18 protein-coding genes and 1 pseudogene are annotated in these 23,419 nt (G+C 43.3%); 7 read left to right on the top strand and 12 right to left on the bottom strand.

What is annotated here, in order from left to right; translation table 11 throughout:
* Positions 1-8 precede the first annotated feature (8 nt).
* Together QUB04_RS00325 and QUB04_RS00320 are read right to left on the bottom strand one after the other, a co-directional pair.
* Complete coding sequence (locus QUB04_RS00325; protein WP_333280190.1) at positions 9-1,181, bottom strand: transposase; 1,173 nt, start codon at positions 1,179-1,181, stop codon at positions 9-11.
* A 183-nt stretch (positions 1,182-1,364) separates the two neighbouring features.
* Positions 1,365-1,487 (bottom strand): annotated as a pseudogene (locus QUB04_RS00320) (helix-turn-helix domain-containing protein); the annotation flags it as partial.
* A gap of 348 nt (positions 1,488-1,835) precedes the next feature.
* Between QUB04_RS00320 and QUB04_RS00315 the strand changes: the two are divergent.
* The 3 genes from QUB04_RS00315 to QUB04_RS00305 all read left to right on the top strand — a co-directional run bounded on the left by QUB04_RS00315 (position 1,836) and on the right by QUB04_RS00305 (position 4,195).
* Positions 1,836-3,365 (top strand): phenylacetate--CoA ligase family protein, encoded by a 1,530-nt coding sequence (locus tag QUB04_RS00315; RefSeq protein WP_333279840.1) that lies wholly within the window; start codon positions 1,836-1,838, stop codon positions 3,363-3,365.
* Positions 3,366-3,455: 90 nt separating this feature from the next.
* Positions 3,456-3,872 carry an element excision factor XisH family protein gene (locus QUB04_RS00310; protein ID WP_333279838.1) on the top strand — a complete coding sequence of 139 codons (417 nt, stop codon included), beginning with the start codon at positions 3,456-3,458 and terminating at the stop codon, positions 3,870-3,872.
* Positions 3,860-4,195: a XisI protein gene (locus QUB04_RS00305; RefSeq protein ID WP_333279836.1), complete on the top strand. Its 336-nt coding sequence runs from the start codon at positions 3,860-3,862 to the stop codon at positions 4,193-4,195. Before QUB04_RS00310 ends, QUB04_RS00305 begins: the two co-directional genes overlap by 13 nt.
* 41 nt (positions 4,196-4,236) lie before the next feature.
* On the opposite strand, the gene QUB04_RS00300 is transcribed toward QUB04_RS00305, so the two are convergent.
* The 6 genes from QUB04_RS00300 to QUB04_RS00275 all read right to left on the bottom strand — a co-directional run bounded on the left by QUB04_RS00300 (position 4,237) and on the right by QUB04_RS00275 (position 10,837).
* Positions 4,237-4,974 (bottom strand): Uma2 family endonuclease, encoded by a 738-nt coding sequence (locus QUB04_RS00300; protein ID WP_333279834.1) that lies wholly within the window; start codon positions 4,972-4,974, stop codon positions 4,237-4,239.
* A gap of 153 nt (positions 4,975-5,127) precedes the next feature.
* On the bottom strand, positions 5,128-6,216 hold the full coding sequence (locus QUB04_RS00295; protein ID WP_333279832.1) for a Rho termination factor (modular protein): 1,089 nt from the start codon (positions 6,214-6,216) through the stop codon (positions 5,128-5,130).
* A 267-nt stretch (positions 6,217-6,483) separates the two neighbouring features.
* On the bottom strand, positions 6,484-7,413 hold the full coding sequence (locus tag QUB04_RS00290) for a ParB N-terminal domain-containing protein (protein ID WP_333279830.1): 930 nt from the start codon (positions 7,411-7,413) through the stop codon (positions 6,484-6,486).
* Complete coding sequence (locus QUB04_RS00285; RefSeq protein WP_333279828.1) at positions 7,413-8,915, bottom strand: AAA family ATPase; 1,503 nt, start codon at positions 8,913-8,915, stop codon at positions 7,413-7,415. The genes QUB04_RS00290 and QUB04_RS00285 overlap by 1 nt, the downstream gene beginning before the upstream one ends.
* Before the next feature lie 330 nt (positions 8,916-9,245).
* Positions 9,246-10,298: a fatty acid desaturase gene (locus tag QUB04_RS00280; protein ID WP_333279826.1), complete on the bottom strand. Its 1,053-nt coding sequence runs from the start codon at positions 10,296-10,298 to the stop codon at positions 9,246-9,248.
* Positions 10,299-10,555: 257 nt separating this feature from the next.
* Complete coding sequence (locus QUB04_RS00275) at positions 10,556-10,837, bottom strand: hypothetical protein (RefSeq protein ID WP_333279824.1); 282 nt, start codon at positions 10,835-10,837, stop codon at positions 10,556-10,558.
* 120 nt (positions 10,838-10,957) lie between these two features.
* Between QUB04_RS00275 and thrC the strand changes: the two genes are divergently transcribed.
* Entirely contained in the window at positions 10,958-12,082 is a 1,125-nt protein-coding gene (gene thrC / locus QUB04_RS00270) for a threonine synthase (protein ID WP_445301026.1), read from the top strand.
* A 426-nt stretch (positions 12,083-12,508) separates the two neighbouring features.
* On the top strand, positions 12,509-13,363 hold the full coding sequence (gene purU, locus QUB04_RS00265) for a formyltetrahydrofolate deformylase (protein ID WP_333279821.1): 855 nt from the start codon (positions 12,509-12,511) through the stop codon (positions 13,361-13,363).
* Positions 13,364-13,378: 15 nt separating this feature from the next.
* Here purU and QUB04_RS00260 read toward each other — a convergent pair whose 3' ends face one another.
* The 3 genes from QUB04_RS00260 to QUB04_RS00250 form a co-directional block, all read right to left on the bottom strand.
* On the bottom strand, positions 13,379-13,606 hold the full coding sequence (locus QUB04_RS00260) for a hypothetical protein (RefSeq protein ID WP_333279819.1): 228 nt from the start codon (positions 13,604-13,606) through the stop codon (positions 13,379-13,381).
* A 35-nt stretch (positions 13,607-13,641) separates the two neighbouring features.
* Positions 13,642-14,628, bottom strand: coding sequence for a mechanosensitive ion channel family protein (locus tag QUB04_RS00255; RefSeq protein WP_333279817.1), 987 nt, complete (start codon positions 14,626-14,628; stop codon positions 13,642-13,644).
* 412 nt (positions 14,629-15,040) lie between these two features.
* Entirely contained in the window at positions 15,041-15,673 is a 633-nt protein-coding gene (locus QUB04_RS00250) for a hypothetical protein (RefSeq protein WP_333279815.1), read from the bottom strand.
* A gap of 136 nt (positions 15,674-15,809) precedes the next feature.
* Between QUB04_RS00250 and QUB04_RS00245 the strand changes: the two genes are divergently transcribed.
* The gene (locus QUB04_RS00245) at positions 15,810-16,826 is read left to right on the top strand and encodes a YihY/virulence factor BrkB family protein (protein ID WP_333279813.1); all 1,017 of its coding nucleotides are present in this window, start codon (positions 15,810-15,812) and stop codon (positions 16,824-16,826) included.
* A gap of 333 nt (positions 16,827-17,159) precedes the next feature.
* The gene (locus QUB04_RS00240) at positions 17,160-17,822 is read left to right on the top strand and encodes a hypothetical protein (protein ID WP_333279811.1); all 663 of its coding nucleotides are present in this window, start codon (positions 17,160-17,162) and stop codon (positions 17,820-17,822) included.
* Positions 17,823-18,029: 207 nt separating this feature from the next.
* Here the strand turns inward: QUB04_RS00240 and QUB04_RS00235 are convergent, their stop codons facing one another.
* Positions 18,030-23,345: an AAA family ATPase gene (locus QUB04_RS00235; protein ID WP_333279809.1), complete on the bottom strand. Its 5,316-nt coding sequence runs from the start codon at positions 23,343-23,345 to the stop codon at positions 18,030-18,032.
* Positions 23,346-23,419 lie beyond the last annotated feature (74 nt).

The raw sequence follows: 23,419 nt of genomic DNA, 5'->3' as shown, positions 1-23,419 counted from the left end.
ATTTCGCCCTAAATATCCCAGAGAGACAATTGCTTGTACTCTGGGTTCTCGCCCACACGCCGTTTGCCTTTTTGGGGCAGCGTATTATCTGACGAGCGTTCGTACATTCCGACATTAAAAAGTGTCGTTTGTACTGGTTTCGGCGAGTCCCGCCGTACCTTTTTCTTGACAATATTTAACCCGTAGGTTTCTATTGCCTTAGTTTTCACATTCTTAGCAGCTTGTAAATTAGCATCATCAATATGTCCGCAATTAGTGCAAATAAACTTTTCACCCTTGCGACTATTTTTATCAACTTGTCTACATTTACTACAAGTTTGACTGGTATATTTGGGGTTAATTTTATACAATTTCTTGCCTAGCTTCGCAGCCAAATATTCAAGTTTTTGAGTTAAACCATACCAACTTGCATCAGCAATAGAACGATTCAATCCTCGTTTAGCTGATTGACCATTAGATAAAAATCTACCAGCCTCAGACTTAACTGGTTTGCACCGTTTAATCATGTTTTTGACTGGTAAATCTTCCACCGTAACAGCATCAGCTTTTTTAACAATTCGATTAGCCACATCCCATTGATAAGATTCTCGTCGCTGTTGAATCCTGTTATGTAATTTACTCACCCTGAGTTGAGCTTTACTGCGATTCTTGCTTCCCTTTTGCTTGCGACTAACCCGCCTTTGTCTAATTTTCATTAAACGCTTAGTTTTTTTATTAGTAGCAAAACGCGGGTTGTCAATACTACTTCCATCAGACAAGTAAACCAATTTTCCTAATCCCATATCACAGCCAGTAATGGTTTTAATTTCACTGTCTGGGATTATTGGAAAATCTGGTACTGTCTTGTTTTCAATTCTAACTGAAACGTACCAACCATCAGCTTTCTGTCTAACTGTAACCGTCTTGATTTCAAATCCATCTGGAAGAGAACGCGAATTATAAAAACGCATCCATCCGATTTTAGGCAAATAGATTTTATTACCCTTGATTTTAATCCTTCCTGGTTTGTAACTAAAGGATTTAAAATCGTGACGACGTTTAAATTTGGGAAACCCAGCACCCTTGAAAAACTTATTAAAAGATTCGTTAACTCGAACTGTTATTAACTGTAAAACCCCAATATCAATCTCTTGATACCAGGGTCTAGCATCTTTTAATTCTTGCAGGTTTGCATCTTGCATCAAAACTACCGTGCGTTTAGGAGATCGATCTTTCTCCCCTTTTTTCTTGGCTTTGCCACCACCACCTTTCCAGGGGTTAGCTAATTGCGTCCCCTTAACTAAACTGCAAGTCAAAGGTGTGATTTCAGCTTGTGTTTTCAAATCGGAATAGCTACCGCAAATAAATTGCTGATGCCAGCCATCAACACGGTCGCGCCAACACCAGTTGTAATTAGCTCGTAACATATCGAGCCATCCCGATAGTTTTTTAAGCTGTTGATTATTGGGGCGCAACTTATACTTGTAACTCAAAATCAATTCGCTCACCTCCTGAAGTTATTTTATCGTATATTGTAGATATTAACGACTTAACGACAGCTTCATATGCAAGACAAATGCAGACGCATCCCGACCCCTTCAGGGGTGGGCTTGCGGCGCGGTCAAACTCTGTCAGTGTTGATTAGTCGATCGGCAGCTTGGCTATCCCCTGTGGCTATTGTTAAAAAAGCAGTTTCGTGCTATAGAAGTTTATCGACTGCGCCATATTTTCGATTCGATCGACCTCAAAATGTGTTCAAATTTTTAGCGTCCAGCCCAATGTGCGATCGGGTGTTAGCGCTACTAATTGAATTTTGAGCGATCGAGGTGCCAAATACCCATTTTAAGGAGCAAATCATGCAGCCAGAACAGCGTCAGCGAGCAATGGGGGCGTTTGAAGAGTTTTTGAGGGCGCCGCTTGAGGAACGATTGCAACACCAACAGAATCGAGTTGCCGAATCCAGGGCGATCGCGCTTTTTCAAAAAGTCGCGGCCACAGTACCAGCTTACCAGACTTTCCTAGCTGCACTTAACATCAATCCCGCCTCAATTCAAACCTTTGAAGACTTCCAAAAATTGCCGCTAATTACCAAAGAGAATTATTTACGCTGTCACCCGCTACCTCAGTTGTGTCACCAGGGCAAATTAGAAACTTGCGATTTCATTGCTGTTTCATCGGGTTCGACAGGAAACCCGACATTTTGGCCGCGTTTTATCAGCGACGAGTTGCAAATTGCCGCTCGTTTTGAACAAATATTTCACGACAGTTTTTACGCCGACAATCGCTCAACTTTAGCTGTGATTTGCTTTCCGTTGGGAACTTGGGTAGGCGGAATGTACACGGCAAATTGCTGCCGCTATCTAGCGAGTAAGGGTTATCCAGTTACAGTTGTGACGCCTGGGAATAATAAGACTGAAATATTCCGAGTTGTGCAGGAACTTGGGGAGCATTTTGAGCAAGTAGTTTTGTTGGGATATCCGCCATTTATCAAGGATGTGATTGATAGCGGAATTGCTGGGGGTGTGGAGTGGCAAAAATATCGAATTAAGATGGTGTTTGCTGGGGAAGTGTTTAGCGAAGAATGGCGGAGTTTGGTGAGCGATCGCACTAATTCTGACAATCTATATTACAACTCTGCGAGCCTTTACGGTACTGCGGATGCGGGCGTTTTGGGCAACGAGACACCGCTGAGCATTTGTATCCGTCGCTTTTTAGCAAAGAATCCCGAAGCAGCACGCAATTTATTCGGGGAATCGCGGTTGCCAACGCTGGTGCAGTACGATCCGAAAAGCCGCTTTTTTGAAGTGAATAATGACGGCACGCTGTTATTTTCGGGCGACAACGGCATCCCGCTAATACGCTATCACATCTCCGATAACGGCGGTTTAATTTGTTACGAAGCAATGCTTAATTTTTTGGCTGAATGGGGATTTAACCCTGTGGCACGTTTGCAGCAAGCAGCAGGTATGAAAGTTTCTGATTTCCCCAGAGGGATTCGCTGCTTGCCCTTTGTCTATGTATTTGGGCGATCGCACTTTACCGTTTCCTACTTCGGTGCTAACATTTACCCGGAAAATGTCACCGTAGGTTTAGAAGTTCCCACGATTCGGGAATGGGTGACGGGAAAATTTGTACTGCAAGTCAGGGAGGATTCGGAGCAAAATCGGTTTTTATCGGTGGTTGTGGAATTAGCAGCGGGGGTGGAGGGCGACGAGGAGATGAAACAGGCGATCGCATCTTCAATTCTCGCGCAATTGCTGCGGCTAAACAGCGAATTTGCTAATTATGTGCCGCCAGAATATCAGTTACCTGTGGTGACATTAACTGCGATGGGCGATGCGGAGTATTTTCCGATTGGGGTGAAGCATCGATACACGCGACAGTAAGTAGTTTGAATTGATGAGTTATCAGTGTTCAAAAGTCTTGTGTTATTCTATAATTAGGGTGACATTTGATGGTTCAGCTTAGAAGAGAATATGCCAGCAAAAGACATCTACCACAATACTGTCAGAACAGCCCTGGAAAAGGACGGGTGGACGATAACAAACGATCCGCTACCCTTAAAAGTTGGTAAACGTACTCTCAGTGTTGATTTAGGTGCAGAAAAACTATTTGCTGCCGAAAAGCAAGGTCGCAAAATTGCTGTAGAAGTTAAAAGTTTTGTGAGTGCTTCACCAGTTCATGACTTAGAACAAGCTGTTGGACAGTATATTATTTACGAAGATATTCTACAGCGAGCGGAACCTGAACGGATAATATATCTGGCAATTCGTGCAGAAGTTTATGCAGAAATATTTTCTGAACCTATCGGGCAGATTTTGTTAGAGAACAAGAGATTTAAACTAATAGTTTTTGATTCATTAAAGGAGACAATTGTCAGATGGATAGACTAGATGAATATCGCCAAATTGTTCGCAATGTTTTAGATAGTTATGCCCAGATTTCTTACGGACACGGAGAAATTAAAAGCAGCGTTATTGTTGACAGCGAACAAAACAATTTTTTACTAATGCACGATGGCTGGCAAGGGCCTAAAAGAATTCACGATTGTATCGTTCATGTGGAAATTATCGACGGCAAAATCTGGATTCAACAAGATGGTATAGAAACGGGAATTACCGCAGAACTTGTAGAATTAGGAGTGCCTAAAGACAAGATAGTTTTAGGGTTTCATCCGTATCATGTTCGGCAACATACGGGATATGCGATCGCCTAAACCAACTTACTCTACAGGAAAATTGAATGAAAGGACGATCGCTAAATTGTATCGGGATCAATATTTAATTCTCGCAGTTTCGCGGCCAGGCGATCGGCTCGTTGAGCTTCTTGTCCGGCTCGTTGAGCTTCTTGTCCGGCTCGTTGAGTCTCCGTTTCTGCAACCTCTTGAGGAGTAGGGACAAGCTCTCCTTCTGCTGTAAAGAAACGCAATTTTCCGCCACAAATTCCGAGACTCAAGTCGAGCTGCTGACTCCGCAGATGCCCGAATTCGTTTGGTGCGATTGCTTCATATTCCCCGTCAACTAAATGAAACCCAGCTAATTCTAAAGTTTCTGGATCAAACCAAAAGTAGTCGTGAGTGCGAAAAGTATCTTGATAGAGTTGTTTCTTAAAGTTTTTGTCTATATCCGCTGTTTTGGGAGACAGGATTTCAACGATGATATTGGGGTACTTTCCCTCTTCATCCCAAACTACCCAGCTTTTCCGAGTTTTGCGTTCAGTTCCGAGTACAACACAAAAGTCGGAGCCTCGGAAGTCCTTCGATTTGAGTTGCTTGGAACAGTAATAAATGGTTAGATTTCCAGCAGCATAGAAATTGTTTCTATCTCGCCACAGCCATTCTAGGCCTTGGAGGAGTAGGATTATTTGTCGCAGATGCAGTTCTGTTTCTACGGAATGTTCATCACTCTCTAAATCGCCGGGAGGAAAGATAAAGTTTTCCGGTATCTCTTGTTCTAGTATTTCTTGGGTAGTAGCTAATTCTGCGGTTGCGGACATGGCTGCGTAGTGAGGAGTAAGAGGTTGTGTGTCTATTTTAGCAAGCTTTTCATATCTCTGCCGAGGACTATTGTGAAAGCCCGATCGCACTTTTTGCCCAAAAATGCGATCGAAGACCGAATAATTAGTCTTTAACTATTAGCAACTATCGTTTTATTGACCGTCAGTTTGTCTGAGAGCTGCCAGGATTTCCGGTCGTTTCATGCGCGCGTAGCCCCGCACTTTCCTGTCTTTGCCGATCGCCTTCAACCGTCTCAGCGAAAGACTTTCGTAGTCTTCCTCTGGGGACGGAAACGGCAACTCCAACTGCAACTGCGGTAACTGAGGTTTCTGCTGTGCTTTCGACTGCTTCTTTGGCTGCGTTTTTGACTGCTTCTTCGGCGGTGCCTCTGGCTGTCTTTCTGAGTGAGTCGCTGTGGCTCCCAGTTGGCGGCGGAGCGTTTCAATTTGATTTTTCAGGTCATTTTCTACGTTTTCAATGGTGTCGGAAACAAACTGATTAATTGTTTGGACTGTGCGTTCTAATTTTATTGACAGCAGTTTTTCCAGTTCATCCAACTGTCTCAAAGCACCTTCTAGATTTACCTCCGAAGTAACAGCCGATGTTGGCGGACGGTTGCTGCTCGATTGTTCAATTTTTTTAGCCATTTTATCTACCTTTTCCTGAAATGCTTTTTCCACTTGTTCGAGCAAATGCTTAATCTGTTCTATTTGGTTACGCTCAAAGTTCTGCTCAGTGAGAGCGTTTACGTGTTTTTTTAGCAGGTCTTCATTTTTTTTAACAGATTGTTCTATTTGTTTAGTTAGACTATCTACCTTTTTTTGAAATGATAGCTCAAATTGTTGCAGTAGAGTCTCAATTTGTGCTGTTTTATGAGTCGGTTGCGGAGCTAAATGTTCCATTTCTGCTTGAGCAACAGCTACCTCCTCGTCGGTCATTTCAAATACCCAAGCCCACATTTGCTCGATGCCGAGTTCTTTAGCAAGAATACACCAATCTGAGCCGCAGACAACTTCATATTCTTCTTCGTTGCTGTAAGCTTCAGTGGGGCGCACAATTAAAGGAATCAAGTTGCTGCCCTGCTCGATCAGACTCCTCCTGAGAGCTTCGCGGCGTTCGCGAGGAATTTCGCCCCGCTGAGGCTCTGGTACTGCTATTTGGGAAGTGTAAATCTGACTGTGACTAATTGGCTTAATCCGCAAATATTCAACTATTCGGTTTTGATCGGACGATCGATCCATCTTGTTATAAGTCCCCTTTTCTCATTAAAATCTGGTGTGTAGGTATTTATGTATATCTACGCGGCTTCCCGTGGGGTGACATCCCTGGTGATGGCGTCCCGCCCTCGCCCGTGCTACGGCAAAAGTTACTGCAATTCCTAAAAAAAGCGACTGTGATGAGTTTAACTGGCTGTGGGACACCAATGATCCACTGCTTTACTCATCTTTACTTTTTTTGGAGTAGAGACTCACTGAGTCAAAGTTGCGAGTAGCCGCAGGAGTTGCGAGTTATGAGTATTTTTGCCACTTGTCAATTATTTTAATCATTGTTTTGTCGGTTAACCCTTTAACACGTTCCACCACATTTGCAAATGAGACAAACGGCCGCACTTCTCGCTCTTTGAGTATTATTTGGATTACTGGAAGCTTCAAGCCAGCATCTTTCAAATTAGCCGACAGTTGATTTTTCTCTAAAGTATTGAGTGCTTCCAACAGCGACATTGATTCGGAAGTTACGTTTTCAAATTCTGGTATCCTCTCTACCACCACTTGTTTTTCGGGTGGCGACTCTGCTTTCAACTCATTAATTCTGTTTGCTAACCCAGCTTCAACTAACAGAGGTACTTGTTGTAAGATTCGGTTTTCAAGTTCTTGTATACTCTGCGCTAAAACTTGTTGTTCACGGGCGTACTCGGCTTTTAATTCATTGATTTGACTTGCAAACAGGGCTTCAATATTTGTTAGTCGCTGTTCTAAACTAGATGAATCTTCGGTAGTTTCATTTTCACCTAAATTAGGAACTTCGACCACAGAAACAGGGTTTGTTATTGAATCTGCGGGCGGCGACGAAGTATTTTCGTACAAAAACCCGGTTTCTGGGAGTTCAACTAAATTCTCAGGGATTGCGGTTTTTCTAAGAATTTCAAGTTGTTTGAGGAGAAGTTCTTCATTTTCTTCTTCCAGGATGAATGCTCCGATTGTCTCGCCTTTGGGACCATCTATTTCCTTTGCTCTCGCCGCTGCGTAGTATTCAAAATTTCCGTCTACTATTTCGTAAGCATCCATACCGTTTCGGCGGACAATTATCGGATTAATCAATCCTCCTGACTCTAAAATCAGTCTGGCTAATTTCTCCAACTCAGCCTCGGAAAAATTGGAACGTGGCACTGCGGATGTAATTTTTTTAACTGCAACCAGTGACGGAGATAATTTTTTCATTAGTTTTTACCTATTTTTTCCAAAACTTCGAGTGCTAGCATTTCAAATTCTTGGGAGGCGATGCAATCAGGCTTAAAGTCTAGCACTGAAATCGGATCGGCGATTTCCATATTTCCCACGATTTGAAATTGTTCTGCACACTTTGCTAAATCGTCTCTCTCGTAAATTACGCTGTCCATGATTTCAAAGCCGTAGCGTTTGGGAATTGCCTCCCTCCGCTTGGGCAAACTGTACTGTACAAATTTAACATTAGTTGAAATTTTGCAAGGGAGGACGCCTAAAACTTCTAGTGGTTTCTTGCCAATTTGTTTTTTGAATCCGTTAACTTTTTTGATAAAGTCCTTGACATTAATCAGTCCTTGATTGGCAAAAGGTTTTAAGTCAGAAGGAATAATTAAATAATCCGCCGCAATTAGAGCAACTCTCGCATAAAAATTCAAAGATGGCGGCGTATCGATCAGTACAATATCATATTTATCCTGTACTTCTGCTAGTTTCTGAATTAAAATCATGCGGCTGTAATCTAGTTGATTGAGTTCCGTTTCATATTGCATTAAATCAATATGGGAAGGAATCACATCAATTTCGGGATGGCAAAAATTAGACTTGCGAGCTACTTGTGCAATCGAGAAAAAGTCTTCTGATTGCAAAACTTGAAGAATATTATTATCTTTCAAATCGTCTTGTTCTTCATCCTCAAATTTTACTAAACCCGTCGCAAAGGTTGTATTAGCCTGACTGTCTAAGTCTATCACCAAGACTCTCTTACCTTTCTTGCTCAGCGCAGCAGCTAAATTGACTACTGTTGTAGTTTTGCCAACGCCGCCTTTATTGTGGTAAACTGCAATGATTTTCATCGTATTTTGAGTTGTTGGGATAACGGTTACATCGGATTTAACTTGAGGCTTAACTGGATTATTTTCAGGTATTTGTTGTGGTTCAGAGATTTGACTTGGCTCAGGTTCTGCGGGGGCGGGATTGTTGGGCTGTACTGGGACTTCGCTCATTAACTCAGGACTAACCAAATTAATTTTACTATCTTCCAGTTTGAGATTATCGGGATTTTTTATAAAATTTAAACTATCTCTGCCAATTAAAGCGATAATTTCATCAATTCTATTTTCAATGTCTTGTCCAGCACACTTAAAGACTAGCTCAATATCATCGGCGATTCTTTCGTAAATTCTAATTTCTTTACCGTTAGTTATTAGTCCGTAGCGGATGCTCAAACTTGTTAAATAGCGAGTTAGTTTTCGCCGGTGGCGGTCTAAATTTTCCTTCGGATGTTTAGCCTCCATGACTACACTCATCGGTGAGTCTGTCTCGATGACTATGGGGATAACTTGGGTGGCAAATGAGAGGAAGTCGAGACGAATATTCCCAAATGCTATTTCTTGGTGCCAAGTGTCGGGCGTATAGCCTAACTTTGGCAGCAGATAGCTGACAATGAGTTTGCTTTCTACTTCGCTTTCGTTGCGACAGTTATTGGGATTGAAAGTCATTCGATTTTAGATTTTAGATTTTAGATTTTAGATGGGGAATGACTGATTTAATAATGGTACGGATTGTGATATTGACAGTAGGGCAATACGGTTCAGTTAAAAATATTTATTCCGGGCGAGATCCCCCTAAATCCCCCTTAAGAAGGGGGACTTTGAGTAAGTTCTTGTCCCCCCCTTTTTAAGGGGGGCTAGGGGGGATCGAGCTTAACTGAACCGTATTGGACAGTAGGGCGCGCATTCCGTCCCTGACAAAGGCTACGGATTGTAATATTGAAAAACCCGGTTGTGTTTGACAAACCGGGTTTTTTAGGGATTTATCCCGTTTCAAACTTACTTTGTTTGAGCGTTAAATTCTTGCAATGTCTGATAGCCGCCAGCGGGATTGTATAGGTGACAGTTGTCGGCAATCCGCTTCATTAAAGACCAAGAAAATTCTGTTTCGTAGAGATGATCTTGCCAATTTTCCTTTAAGCTGCTGTGGGCGAGGCGCAAATTGTACCAGGGAATAGCAGTTGAAAGGTGGTGGGGAACGTGCACGTTAATGTCGTGGCACAGAAACTCTACCCAGCGGGGATAATCGCAGTGAACTGTTCCCGATAGTTGCGCTTGGGCTTCGTTCCATTCTTCGGGTTCTTTAAAGGAAATATCTGGGGCGGTGTGGTGGACGATCGTAAAAGTGCTCATCCAGAAATGGTAAACCAGCCAGGGCATCAACCAAAATTTGACAAATCCCCAAATGCCTGTGGTTGCAATTAAAATCGGGAATCCGATCGCAGCACCGATTAAAACTACAAAAACTGAAAACCGCACTTGTTCTTGTTGCTGTTTGCCTTTGAAGCGCCACCACATAAAGTGTACTTTTGCCCAGTGGGCGATCGAGCCAATCCACCACATCCGACCGAATATTAAACTATAAGCTATTTGTAAAGCCTTGGGCGCGGCAGCGTAGTCTTCTGCTGTCATCGGCTGCCAAGCATTATCCTCACCAAGTTTATTGGTGTGCTTGTGGTGGTAATTGTGCCCGTGTCGCCATGCGTGAAACGGATAAATTAACGGCAGAAATGCAATATGTCCGACTAAATCGTTTACCCAGCGGCGGTTAGCAAATGACCGGTGCCCGCAGTCGTGGCCGATCACAAAAAAACCGGTTAATCCGGTTCCTGTGAAAATCCACATTAGGGGCAGTAGATACCAAGGCGATACTGCTAAGCCCAAGTAACCGACAGCAACTAGCAAAACGTTGACGATGACTTTTGTCCAAGCTTTGCGGGGGTTTTTGACGAATACTTCCCGCGGCAGGGTTTTGAGAATATCTTTGAGGCGCAGGTTGGAGGTGTCACTTGCGGATGTCAAATTTAGTGGTTTTTCGATCGATGCTGTCATAAACTGATTTCGATTCTCCGTATGCCATGAGCATGGCTTAACAAAATTAGCGCATAAAAAAGCGCAGTAAAAGGTCAGCTCGTTGCCAGCAAGCAGCAGACGAGTTGAGCTGTAGGCAAGCGCGTTTTAGCAAATGCTAGCGATCGCTATCCGCAGTTAGGAATTTCTAGCACTTTTGGCAAAAAACACTGCGGGTAGCAAAACATTCGTTTTTATAACACAGGGGCAGGACAATTAGCATTAGGCGCTATTGTCTGCTAATTGCTCTTGCTGCCAGAAACCGGGTCGAGAGCCGACAAGCCAGCGATCGAGCGTTGCTGTTTGAGGCTTTGCACTTCCAGCAGCAAGGATTCGATTTCTGCTTGCAAGTGCAGGAACTTAACTTGCTGATCGGCTTGGTAGGGGCACTTCACCAAATCTACTTTGCGGGCAAAACTGGTCGATAGGGTAGAAGAACTAGCCATTTCGGGGTTGCTCGCGGCGACTTGAGGCCGGGAAAGAGTGGATGAATTATTTGACATTAGTAATTGAGTAGACATATCTACACATTCACACCATTAAGTTACTTTAACCTGAACCGATCGTATTAAACATCAAATTAACCGATCGAGCTAAAATTAGTGTAAATTCCTTGGCCATTGCCTAAAACCATTGACATCGTGACCCTGATTCTACCTGCTACTGACTCTACTGCTAACTCTGCTGCCCGCGCCGCCGAGCCGAAACGCTACGGCTGGCCCGGCTTGATCGAAGCTTATCGCCCCTACCTGCCGGTGACGGAAACCACGCCGGTAGTGACCCTCCAAGAGGGCAATACTCCCCTGATTCCAGCACCTGCGATCGCCTCTCTCATCGGTCGAGACGTGCGCGTCTTAGTGAAATACGACGGCCTCAACCCCACTGGTAGTTTCAAAGACCGGGGGATGACAATGGCGATTTCCAAGGCGAAGGAAGCTGGTGCCGAAGCTGTAATTTGCGCCAGTACCGGCAATACTTCGGCCTCGGCGGCCGCCTACGCCAGACGCGGGGGGATGCGAGCTTTCGTGTTAATTCCCGAAGGTTACGTGGCTTTGGGCAAGCTGGCGCAAGCTTTGCTTTACGGTGCGGAAGTAATTTCGATTGGGGGAAATTTCGATCGCGCCTTAGAAATTGTCCGCGAAATGGCTGTCAATTATCCGGTGACATTGGTCAACTCCGTCAATCCTTACCGCTTGGAAGGTCAGAAAACCGGCGCTTTTGAAGTGGTGGACGCTTTGGGCGATGCCCCCGACTGGCTCTGCATTCCCGTCGGAAATGCGGGAAACATCACAGCATACTGGATGGGTTTTTGTCAATACCACCAAGCCAAAAAATGTTCGCGCTTGCCGCAGATGATGGGCTTTCAAGCAGCCGGGGCTGCGCCTTTGGTAACGGGCCAAGCAGTGGCGAACCCAGAAACCCTGGCGACGGCAATTCGGATCGGCAACCCTGCTAGCTGGAAACAGGCGATCGCAGCTTCCGAAGCCAGCCGTGGCAGTTTTGCTGCCGTCACCGACGCCGAAATTCTCGACGCTTACCGTTTGTTAGCATCACAGGAAGGAATTTTCTGCGAACCGGCGAGTGCAGCTTCTGTGGCGGGTTTGCTGAAGGTAAAAGACCAAGTTCCGACTGGGGCGACGGTAGTTTGCGTGCTGACTGGTAACGGTTTGAAAGACCCGGATACCGCAATTAATCACAGCAACAATCAATTTAAAAGCGGCATTGCTCCGACTTTGGATGCAGTAGCTGGGGCGATGGGATTTTAGAAGAAGGAAGAAGGAAGAGGGAAGAAGGAAGAAGGAAGATAGATACAGGCAAGATGCCTGTTCCACTCTTAGTTAAAATCTCTTGTGGGGAGTAGGGGTTGGGCATCTTGCCCGCCCATAAGCCCATCGAAACAGGCAAGATGCCTGTTCCACTTTTAGTTAAAATCTCTTGTGGGATGGGCATCTTGCCCGCCCGTAAACCAATCGAAACAGGCAAGATGCCTGTTCCACTTTTAGTTAAAATCTCTTGTGGGATGGGCATCTTGCCCGCCCCTAAACGCGACATCCTACATTTTCTCCTGAGATATCCATGCACCCCAAAAATCAGGATGAGATAACAATTTATGATGGGAGTTAGTATCAATAAACTCCTGTGATATCACTTTTTTCTCAATAAACTCAGCCAGAAACTTTTGTCATTATATTATGACTAGCCCTACTGCAACCCTGTTAATTTCCTGTCCCGATCGCAAAGGGCTTGTTGCCTTACTTGCCAATTTTATCGCCTCCCACAACGGCAATATCATCCACGCGGATCACCATACAGATTTTACCGCCGGATTATTTCTGAGCAGGCTAGAATGGCAATTAGATGATTTTGACTTAACCACCGAACAAATAACACCTGCTTTTAGTGAAATTGCCAAGGACTTACAAGCCAACTGGCAATTGCATTTCTCTCATAAAATTCGACGCATCGCAATCTGGGTCAGCCGTCAAGATCATTGTTTATTAGACTTGATTTGGCGACAACAATCTCAAGAAATCAGAGGTGAAATCCCCCTGATTATCAGCAACCATGAAAATTTAAAGCCTCTTGCCGCACAATACGGTATCGACTTTGAGTATATTCCCATTACTAAAGACAATAAAGCTATTCAAGAAGCACAACAGTTAGAACTTCTTAAAAAATATAAGATTGATTTAGTAGTTTTGGCTAAATATATGCAAATTTTGGGTCAAGACTTTATCAGAAAATTTCCCAATGTGATTAATATTCACCATTCATTTTTACCCGCGTTTGTGGGTGCAAATCCCTACGAAAGGGCTTATGAAAGAGGGGTGAAAATTATCGGTGCAACAGCCCACTATGTTACACCGGATTTAGATGCTGGCCCGATTATCGAACAAGATGTTGTGCGCGTGACTCACCGCGATGAAGTCTCTGATTTGATTCGCAAAGGTAAAGATTTAGAAAGGGTTGTTTTAGCAAGGGCGGTGCGATATCATTTACAAAATCGTGTTTTAGTTTACGGCAATCGGACTGTGGTTTTTGCTTGAAAATTAGGCATCATATCAATCCTGGTTTGTTACTTTTTTCATAACTCGGTGAGTGATATCAATTCCAGCGGCACGATCGCAGTGCAGCGAATCCCAAAGTTTTCTCAACTTGATATTTTTCATTAATTGTGATGCTGTTAAGATTGGGAGCATCTCATATTTGTAAAAACACTTCTTCTGGCTCCTTCCTTCTTCCTTCTGACTCTTTTCTCCTGGCTCCTGACTCCTGACTCCTAACTCCAATTTCTAGCTAGGCTGCTTTCATTGAGATGCTCCCGTTAAGATTTTCCGTTGTCGTCTTGTTGCGATCGCCCTTGGGTAAATTTTCGCAAAGAGCGGCCCATACGACGAGGTTTCGGAACATTACTTTTGCCTGCGGGCCATCCTTCGCGCTGCTGGGAGCGATCGCCATCGGTTTCTTCGGTTTGGTCATGAAACAAAATTTGTCGCGTCGGATAAGGCAAATCGATGCCGTTTTCCACAAGCTTTTTTTTAATAGCACAAATTACCTTGTCGCGCGATCGCATATCGTCAATGCGGCGCGGCGGAGCAATCCACCACCGAACGCGGATCTTGACGGTACTTTCTGCTAGCTCAAGCACCAGCACATCGGGTGCAGGATCTTTCAACACCTCCTTTATGCTGTACAATGCTTCCAGCATTAACTGCTTGGCGCAATCAATATCGTCGCCGTAACCAATACTAAAATCGTATTCCGTGCGCCGTTTATCGAAAGCGGTATTCACTGTCACCGAATTCGTAAACAATTCGGCATTGGGAATGACAATCCGGCGACCATCATAAGTTAGCATTGTTGTAGCGCGCGTCTCAATATTTTCTACCGTTCCCTCAAAGTTTTTAAACACAATCTGGTCATCGATTCGGAACGGTTCCGTCAACAGAATTAGGATACCGGCTAAGAAGTTTTGCAAGATATCGCGAAAGGCAAAACCAATCGCCACCCCGCTAATTCCCAGCAGTTGCACCAAATCGCCAGCTTTCAATGTGGGAATTACAATCGAAAGAGAAATAAACAGACCAACTAGAACGATCGCACTCTGGGCTAACCGTCCTAACACCAGCCCCAAATTCCGAGCTTGGTGGTGGTGGCGGGTAACTCGCCTGACAACTCTCTTAATTTGCCTACCCACAAAGTAAAAAATTGCAAAGACAATTAACGCCAGCACAATATTAGGCAGCATGATCATAAAGCCGTCGATCATGCTCTGAATCTTTTTCCAGACTATGGATATCTCTGCCTTCATGAAGTTTCCTCGTGCATCAGTCGTTGTCGATAGTAGTAGAATCTAGCTCGATTAAGTTCTATCTAAAGACTGTAGGTTGGTACGACGCAAGGAAGATATTTTGGCAGTCCTCAAAATTTTGAATGCAGATTATAGGTTGGGATATAGTACAGTTACATCGATTAGTAGACCATCCGTAGATGCGGAATAATATCAACTCAGCCCTTCATCGGAATTATTCATCTCTCTTCCCTTCCTCTGTATCCTCTGCGTCCTCTGTGGTTTAATCATTCCGATATAAGCGGAATTGAATATCCTAAAGAAGCTGATAAATTAATGCCCCTTAATTGCAGGAAAAGCAACAACGCATCGGTGACTAAATCCCACCGGCTAAGGGGACTCGCCATGCCGACAATTCCTGAATTTGTAACTCCTAATTCCCAAAGGGCGGTAAATCGAGTAACTGATTTTTAGAAGGTGGAAGTTGGGCGGGATTTTTGCCTGGGGCAGAAGTTTGGCGGATTTCCAGAGCAGTTTCGCCAGGATTTGCAGTGCGAGTAGGTACTATTTCTAAAGAATATACTGTCTCCGTTTTTGCAGGGGCAGGATTTTGGGCTTTCGTGAGCAAGTCAACCGCATCTCCGAGGGCGCTAGTTAAATTTTTGCTAGTTTCGGCGTGACGGGCCTCTTCTTGTTTGAGGGCTTGAGTTAGTTGTTTAACTTGTTCGATCGCCCGATCGCGCTCTTGAAGAACTTCTGCTAACTTAGCTTTAAGTTCGCCTACTGTTTGCAGTTGTTCGACTTCCTGCTGGCGAGCAACTCCAGCATCGTCGCCTTCGGGCACAAGGGGGGAAAAATTTTGTAATTGCTCTATTTGTGCTTCCAGAGAAGCGATGGTTTGCTGAGTTAATTTAGCATCATTCCGCCGCTGCTCGGCTTCGGTATTGTATAGTTGGCGCCACTGAGCGGCACTTTCACCGGCCTCATCTCGATCGCGCGAAACTTCTGTTAACTGCTGTTGCAGCCGCTTGATTTCATCTAACCACTGTCTGACATCCTGAGCCATAATATTGATTTTAGATTTTAGATTTTAGATTTTAGATTTTAGATGGGGGAATTGGGAATTGGCAATTGCGAGTTGATAATGCCTTAATTAATTAACGACTTGTGTACCTCATCTTTCGCCCCATTGCCTGTGCGCTATGAACATTTTTTACTGGTTGCGCTACCTGATTTTAGCTTTGTTTCAGGCATTTTTGAGGCTGCTTCGAGCACTCAAACGGAAATTTGGGGGATTTTGGCTGTTTTGTCGGTGTTTGACTTGGGGCACACTCAAGGAAGTCGGCGCGAAGGCGGGAGAACAGCGCTTGCCGGGACTATCTGCAGAAATGGCCTACAATTCTATGCTGGCGCTGTTTCCGGGGCTGTTGGCTATCTTATCTGCGATCGCTATCTTTGAACCTTTGCAGTCAACACTTTATCAAATCGCCCGTCTTTTGGGCGAAGTTATACCCGATGACGTGCGGAAGTTGATTGGTGGCTTAATCAAAGAAATTCTGTTAACTCGCAGTAAAGGGCTGTTTTCTGTGAGCTTTCTTGGGGCGATTTGGGCATTTTCTGGAGTAATGAGCGCGGCGATGGCTGCACTCGATCGCATCCATGAAATTCCGAGCGATCGAACTAGACCATTTTGGAAAGCAAAACTTATTTCTCTGGCGCTGAGTATCGGTACAATTATACTATTAATTCTGGCATCGGGAGTAGTATTTGTCAGCGACTTAATTGTGCAAGCTATTGCCCGCCAGAGTTGCCTGCTGGAGTCCGTTGCCAATTGCGATTTAAAAGATGTTCAAAATTGCTTGCTACTCGTCGGCAATTGCCCTTTAGAGTCCCAACTGTTAGGTGTTTGGCGGCTGTGGCGGTGGCCGATTTCTTTGGGAATTGTATCACTTGCCTTTGCCTTTGTTTACCGCTACGGGCCTAGCCGCCGTCAACCAGATATTCCTATTTTGTCTGGAGCTGTTTTTGCTGCTATTTTGTGGGCGCTCTTTTCAGCTTTATTTCGGTTTTATGTTTTGCATTTGGGCAATTACACTTGGACTTACGGCACGATCGGAACTTTTATTGTGTTGCTGCTGTGGCTCGATCTTTCTTCTTTGGTGATGCTGATCGGCGCTCAGTTAAATGTAACAGTGGGAAAGGCAATGAAACTAAAATAACGGGCATTGGGCATTGGGCATTGGGCATTGGGCATTGGGCATTGGGCATTGGGCATTTGTTATTTGTTATTTGTTATGACAACAGTGAACAGTGAACAGTGAACAGTGAACAGTCAAAAAACTATTATTAATTACCGGATGCCGGCTTACCTGCGGAGTAAAGTGCTGAGGATACCCGCAACAAAAGACAACAAAATAAGTATCCAGATCACACCACCGGGAATGAATGTCAAGATACCAACACCTCTGAGAATCCAAACTAGGAGGGTGAGGCCCAGGATAGTCAAAAAGATGCGGGTAGATAGCCGCATTTGAAATCTAGGAGAATTAGTCATGTTGAATGTTAAAGTTTTGTCTGGATCAATGATAGCTGTTTTATTGGCGATCGGCAGTTACCTCACCTTAATTTCGGTTCCGGGTTCCGCTATTGCGCCTAGGGGTGCAAATAAGCTGGGGGAAACGGCAAATGCTGCTCAAAAAACACCTGCTGCAAGCTTAACAATTTCCGATCGCACAATTGGAGCGGCGAAGGTGGGGATGACTTTCGGACAATTGAAAAAGACTCTGGGTTCCACGGCGCAGTTTAAGGTAGAGTCTCCTTTTATGGTAGACTTTGATGCTGTGGCTGTCAGCCGATCGGGAAAAGTGCAATATCGGATTATCTACGCTGCGGGTACAAAGCTAAAAGATACGGATGTCATTGAACTTTTGATGACTGAAAATTCTAATTATAAAACAGTTCAGGGCGTCGGCCCAGGAATGACTCTGAAACAAGCCGAGGCTATTTACGGCAAGGCTACTTTATCTTATAACGTGGATAATGAAATGAGAGAAGGGGTTGTATTTGCCAAGCAACCCACTAGAAACATTATGTTTGTTCCCAAGGCTGATGGGAAACAATTTGCGGGAGTTTATGGCCCTGGTAAAGGGGGGTTTTATCAGACTAATAAGTATCAGCCGAATGCTGTAATTAAGTCTGTGATGGTGCGGAATTGAATTAGCAGGAGTTACGCAGGCACGCTGCATATACCGTGCCTGCGTAACTGCCCTAGTAGCGGTTTAAACCGCCGAGCTAGGGGTAATAAACCAGAATTTGCTGTAAATCCCCAGAAATAAATACAACTAACAGAAGTGGATATTGTCAGCATTTTTACCTATGAATATCGCTCGTAAAAACAGAGAATGTTCTCTTATAAAAAAACCTCAATTTTGTTTAATCACCACCAAAGTAATATCATCAAAAACCTTCTGATCGCCAATATACTGCCGCACATCATCAATCACAGCTTCCCGAATTTCTTGGGCAGAGCGGTGACGATTTTCAACCACCACTTGCCACAACCTTTCTAATCCGTACAGCGCTTTATTAATATCTATAGCTTCCGGAATTCCATCAGTATAAAGCACCACCACATCCCCAGGATTTAACTGCACTTCTGTTTGAGCAATAAAGTCGCCAATCTCTTCTACTAAGCCAATGGGAAAGCCTAAATCCATAGTGTCTATGCACTCCAATTTCCCATCAGCGCGCACCACAATCATTTCCTCATGTTGTCCGCTTAATTTCAGGACACCTCCGGCATAGTCTAAGATAGCTAGAGACATATTTCTAGAGGAGTCCATGCGCTGGAGATTATCATAAAGAGTCTGGTTGAGGACATCCAAAAACTTCACTGGATCTGTTTCGTTCATTTTCTGAAGCGTCCTGACCGCCGTTTGTGCCATAATCATCAACACGCCACTTTCTAAACCATGTCCCGTGACATCGCCAATGGTAATTTTTACTTTGCCATCTTGTTGCAATACATCGTAGTAATCGCCGCCAACTTCGTCAGCAGCTTTCATGAAACCAGCTATTTCTAAGCCTTCAATTGCCTCTAATTCTGACGGTTTTGGCAACACCATTTGTTGCAGTTGTTTGACAATATCGAGTTCTGCACTCATGCGAACATTGTCTGCTTTTAATTTCTGATTCAGGGTGCTAATTTCTTGATTCGCTTCAGCTAGTTGAGCCGTGCGTTCTTGAACTTTATCTTCTAAAGTGCGATATAGCAGGGCATTTTCAATGGAAATCGCAGCTTGAGAAGAGAGGACTTTGAGAATTTCTAGGCGATCGCGCGTAAAAGCTCCCGTAGTCAGATTATTTTCTAGATATAGAATGCCGATCAGTTTACCTTGATTAATAATAGGAGCGCATAAGACTGACTTAGGCTGATTTTTTATCATATAGGGTTCGCTAATAAATACACCTTCTTTCGTAGCCTCTGATAGCACTATATCTTCCAGAGTTCTTTCGACATATTTAAACATTCCCACTGGCATATCGTCGCCGGCTTCAACAGCAATAGATTGCAAAACTTTCACCTTGGGGGGATCGAATTGACCAGTCGCTTCAATAGTTAACTTGCCATTATTTGATAAAATCAGTAAACCTGTTTGTGCGCCTCCATTCTCCAGCAAAATCTTCATTAATTTTGCTAATAATTTGTCAAGGACAATTGCACCAGCAAGAACTTGGGAAGCTTTGATAACTGTGGACAAGTCTATATTGGAACTTCCTCCAGTTGTTGAAGAAGCTGTGCCAATAGCAGTAGTCTGCAAATCAGTTTGTTTCTGGGCAGATACCTTGGGTAGCAACTGCGGATATTTCTCCTCCAAATCCTCTACTTTACGCTTAGCCCCCCAAAGTTGGTAGCCATAATGCGCTTTTTTCATATAAAGTTTGGCAATTTCCTCTTTGCCTTTACCTAGCCAGAACTTAGCTGCCAGTTCATTGCCTAAAGCTTCATTCTGAATATACTCATTTTCATGAGCTGAAGCAATGGCGCGATCGTACAAGTCCCATATTAATTCTATTTCTTTACCAGTAATGCGAGCAACTTCCGCTTCTACCAGTAGATATTTGTGCAGGAAGTTTTCAGGACAGTTATCTGCCCAAATTTTCATCTTCTGTTGATTGACTTTTAAAATTTCCTCATATTCCTGCTGTTGCGAGTTGGTAGCAGTTGGGTAAAGAGCCGTTAAAATTAAAGAATAGTACATATAATGGTCGGCTTGACTGGGTATACCTGTAATAAAAACGATAATTTCATCGCTTTTTATTGCGGTTTTCAGAGCATTTTTATAATCTCCATATAAAAAGAAAATTTGTGTTTTAAATAGGTTATACGGCACTATTCCCGTCATAAATTTTTTTTCTTCCCAGATTTGGAGGCACTGATATTCATCAAACTTTTCATCGCTAAAAGAAAATTTGTCCAGGGTTAATCCCTGTAAATTAAAGATAAAATACTGATATAATTGCTGACTACCAACCAAAGCAGAATTTTTAATTTGCTTGTTAAACTCAAGATATTTGTTAGACTCATCAAGAATACTGTCAAAGTTTTCCCCAGCTATAATTCTTTGGAGAACCAAATGGTAAGAAGTATAAGCCGCCCAAATATCTCTAATTTCTACACCTATTTGGTAGCCATTTCTAAGAATAGGAATACCTTTTTTAAGATGGCTTCGCCAGGGATTAATATGACCACCGAAGATATCGAGAACTTTGCAAGATAAACTAGCATTATTAAACTGCTCGGCCAGCTTCATGCCTAATTGACCCCATTCATAACCAACCTTATAATCAACTAATCTTGCAGCTCCCATAACTCCCCAGTAAGCATATCCATGAGCTGAGTGCTCGGAGTTGCCGTGTGCAATAGAAAGATTGACCATTTTGAGTGAGACCAAAGCACACAAGTCTTGGTTAGTAAAATAAGTAGGTCCATTAAGATTTTCTAAAAGCTTCATACAGGCTATTATTTCTGAGTTAATCATCTTTGGTGCATCAATTAGCTCGGCTATCTTGATTCTTTCGAGACTAACTCTGTATAACTGTAAATCTAATTCAAATTCTGACAAAATTTCTGCTTTATTAGCGATCGGCAAACTGACTCCCAAAGTTTTTAAGGTGTCTGAAGCTATTTGTATAGCTTCTAAATATTTGCCTGTATAATCATAAAAAATTACGCGCATATTCTGAATTGCTGCTCGTTCTAAATTAGAGTGAGCCTGAGTTAATATCAAATCAAATAACTCTTCTGCCTTTTCAAAGTTACCGCATAAATATTCACATTCAGACCGTTGTCGATATAAACTAAATGTCAAATCATAATGCTCTTGCCAAGCATCTCCCGGCAACATCTCTATTCCCGTAGTAAAATATTGCTCTAAAGCAGCGGCATAAGCCGTTGAAGCTTTGGCTTTTCTCCCCGCTTCCAAGTTCAATCGTGCTAATTCCACCCGTTCTGCTTCATCAGTTATCAATTCCCCAGCTAAGTTTAAATGATCGACTATTTCAAATATTTTTTCCGGTAGTTGCTCAGCAGATACATTCGCTAGCAACAGCCGCCCAATTTGAAGATGAACCGCTTTTTTCTGATTGTCATCAATCAGAGCATAAGCCGCTTGTTGTACCCGGTCATGCAGAAATTTATAATCTTGAATTAATAGGTTTTCATCTAAGTCTGATGTGGGCAAGATGAATCCGGTCTGAACGGCCACAACTAAGTCAGAAAAAATTACCTCTTTGCGTTTTTCACTAACGATCGCAAGAGTGTTTAAGTAAAAAGAAGCACCTATACAAGATGCTAAACGTAAAACCTGCTGTGTGAGCGTCGGCAGTTTCTTTAACTTGCCTATCATCAATTCTACAACATTATCGGTAATATTTTGTGCCTCAATTTTGTCAATATTCCACTGCCAACTCTGCTCCGGGAAATCAAAAATTATCAGGTTTTCCGCGTACAGAGTTTGGAGAAACTGATTGACAAAGAATGGATTACCACCTGTTTTCCTCATTACCAATTCTGCCAAGGGTTTTACCGAATCAGGGTCCCTATATAATGTATCGGCAATCAGTTGGCTAATATTTTCTATTTCTAAAGGTGCTAAGGTAATATAATTGATAGTGGCTCCATCTTTGAGCAATCCATCCAGCGTCATCATCAAGGGGTGCGTCTGGCTCACTTCGTTATCCCGATAGGCTCCAATTAAAAACAGATATTGCATATCTGCATCTGTCATCATCAGTTCAATTAGCTTGAGTGTCGCGGAGTCTGCCCACTGTAAATCATCGAGAAATATGACTAAGGGATGCTCTTTTGTGCAAAAGGCTCGGATGAAGTTACTGAAGACAATATTAAACCGATTTTGCGAATCGCTCGCCCCTAATTCTGGCACGGGTGGCTGTGCGCCGACAATCAGTTCTACTTCGGGAATTACATCAATAATCACCTGACCATTAACACCAAAAGCACCTCTAAGTTTTTCGCGCCATTGTTGAAGTTGTGCTTCACTTTCAGTTAATAGTTGCCGCACCAATCCCTTAAAGGCTGTGACAACAGCCGAGTAAGGAATACTCTTTTGAAATTGGTCAAATTTGCCTGCGGTGAAATAGCCGTGCAGTCGGGTATTTGGTTTGTGAATTTCGGCTACTAGGGATGATTTGCCAATGCCAGAATAACCCGCTACTAACATCATTTCTATTTGGGATTGGGAATTGTCCGCTACTCGCTCAAAAGCTGTCAGTAAGGCTTCAACTTCCGCCTCGCGCCCGTAGAGCTTTTGGGGAATTTGAAACTGGTCGGAAATATCTTGAGTACCCAGAGAGAAATCTGCTATACTTCCTTTTGTTTGTAACTGTTGCAAACATTCTGCTAAATCAATTCTGATTCCAAAAGCACTTTGGTATCGATCCTCAGCCGTTTTTGCCATCAGTTTCATCACGATATCTGACACGGGTTTGGGAATTTCTGGATTAATTATATTGGTTGCTACCGGTACTTTGGCGATATGACAATGCACTAATTCTAGGGCATCATTTGTGGGGAAAGGGAGTTGTCCCGTTAGTAACTCATAGAAAGTGACGCCGAGGGAGTAAAAGTCGGTGCGGTAATCTAGGGAACGATTCATTCTTCCCGTTTGCTCTGGTGAAATATAAGCTAAAGTACCTTCTAAAACATTGGGATTTTTCAGGGTGGGGTTTTCGCGATTTAAGGCTGTAGAAATACCAAAATCAATAATTTTGAGTTGCCCGGTTTCTGGGTTTAAAATAATATTCGTGGGGTTAATATCTTTATGGACAATATTTTCAGCATGAATACTGCCTAAAATCTCAGCCGTTTTAATAGCAATGCTAAGAAATTCCAGTAGGGGCAATGCGTGCGTGCCTGCTTCCCTACGCTCATTGATCAACAGTTTTAAAGATGACGCGCCAAAATCCTCAAGGATAATGACTAAAGTCCGCTGATAGGGTTTTAATTCATAAGCCTTAATCACCCCATCGAGATTCAAATTGCGAGTAATTTCATATTCTTGTTTATAGCGAACCAGTTCCGAAGGTGTAGGATAGTCTTCTTTGAGGAATTTGAGGATAACGGGTTGGTTATCGAGTTGTCGCAAAGCCCGATAAACCGTGGAGTTGATACTGTCGTAAATTTGAGTGAGAATCTGGTAGCCGTCAATGTTAATCATTTTTGATTTCTTTTGAGTAAGGTGTAAGGGGAGTATTTCCAAACTGCTAAGATGGAAATACTCCCAAAACTCTT

This window comes from Microcoleus sp. D2_18a_B4 (assembly GCF_036702475.1).
Classification (GTDB): Bacteria; Cyanobacteriota; Cyanobacteriia; order Cyanobacteriales; family Microcoleaceae; genus Microcoleus.
Note: the sequence above shows the minus strand (reverse complement) of the source record. Positions and strands in the feature narration are given on the sequence as shown.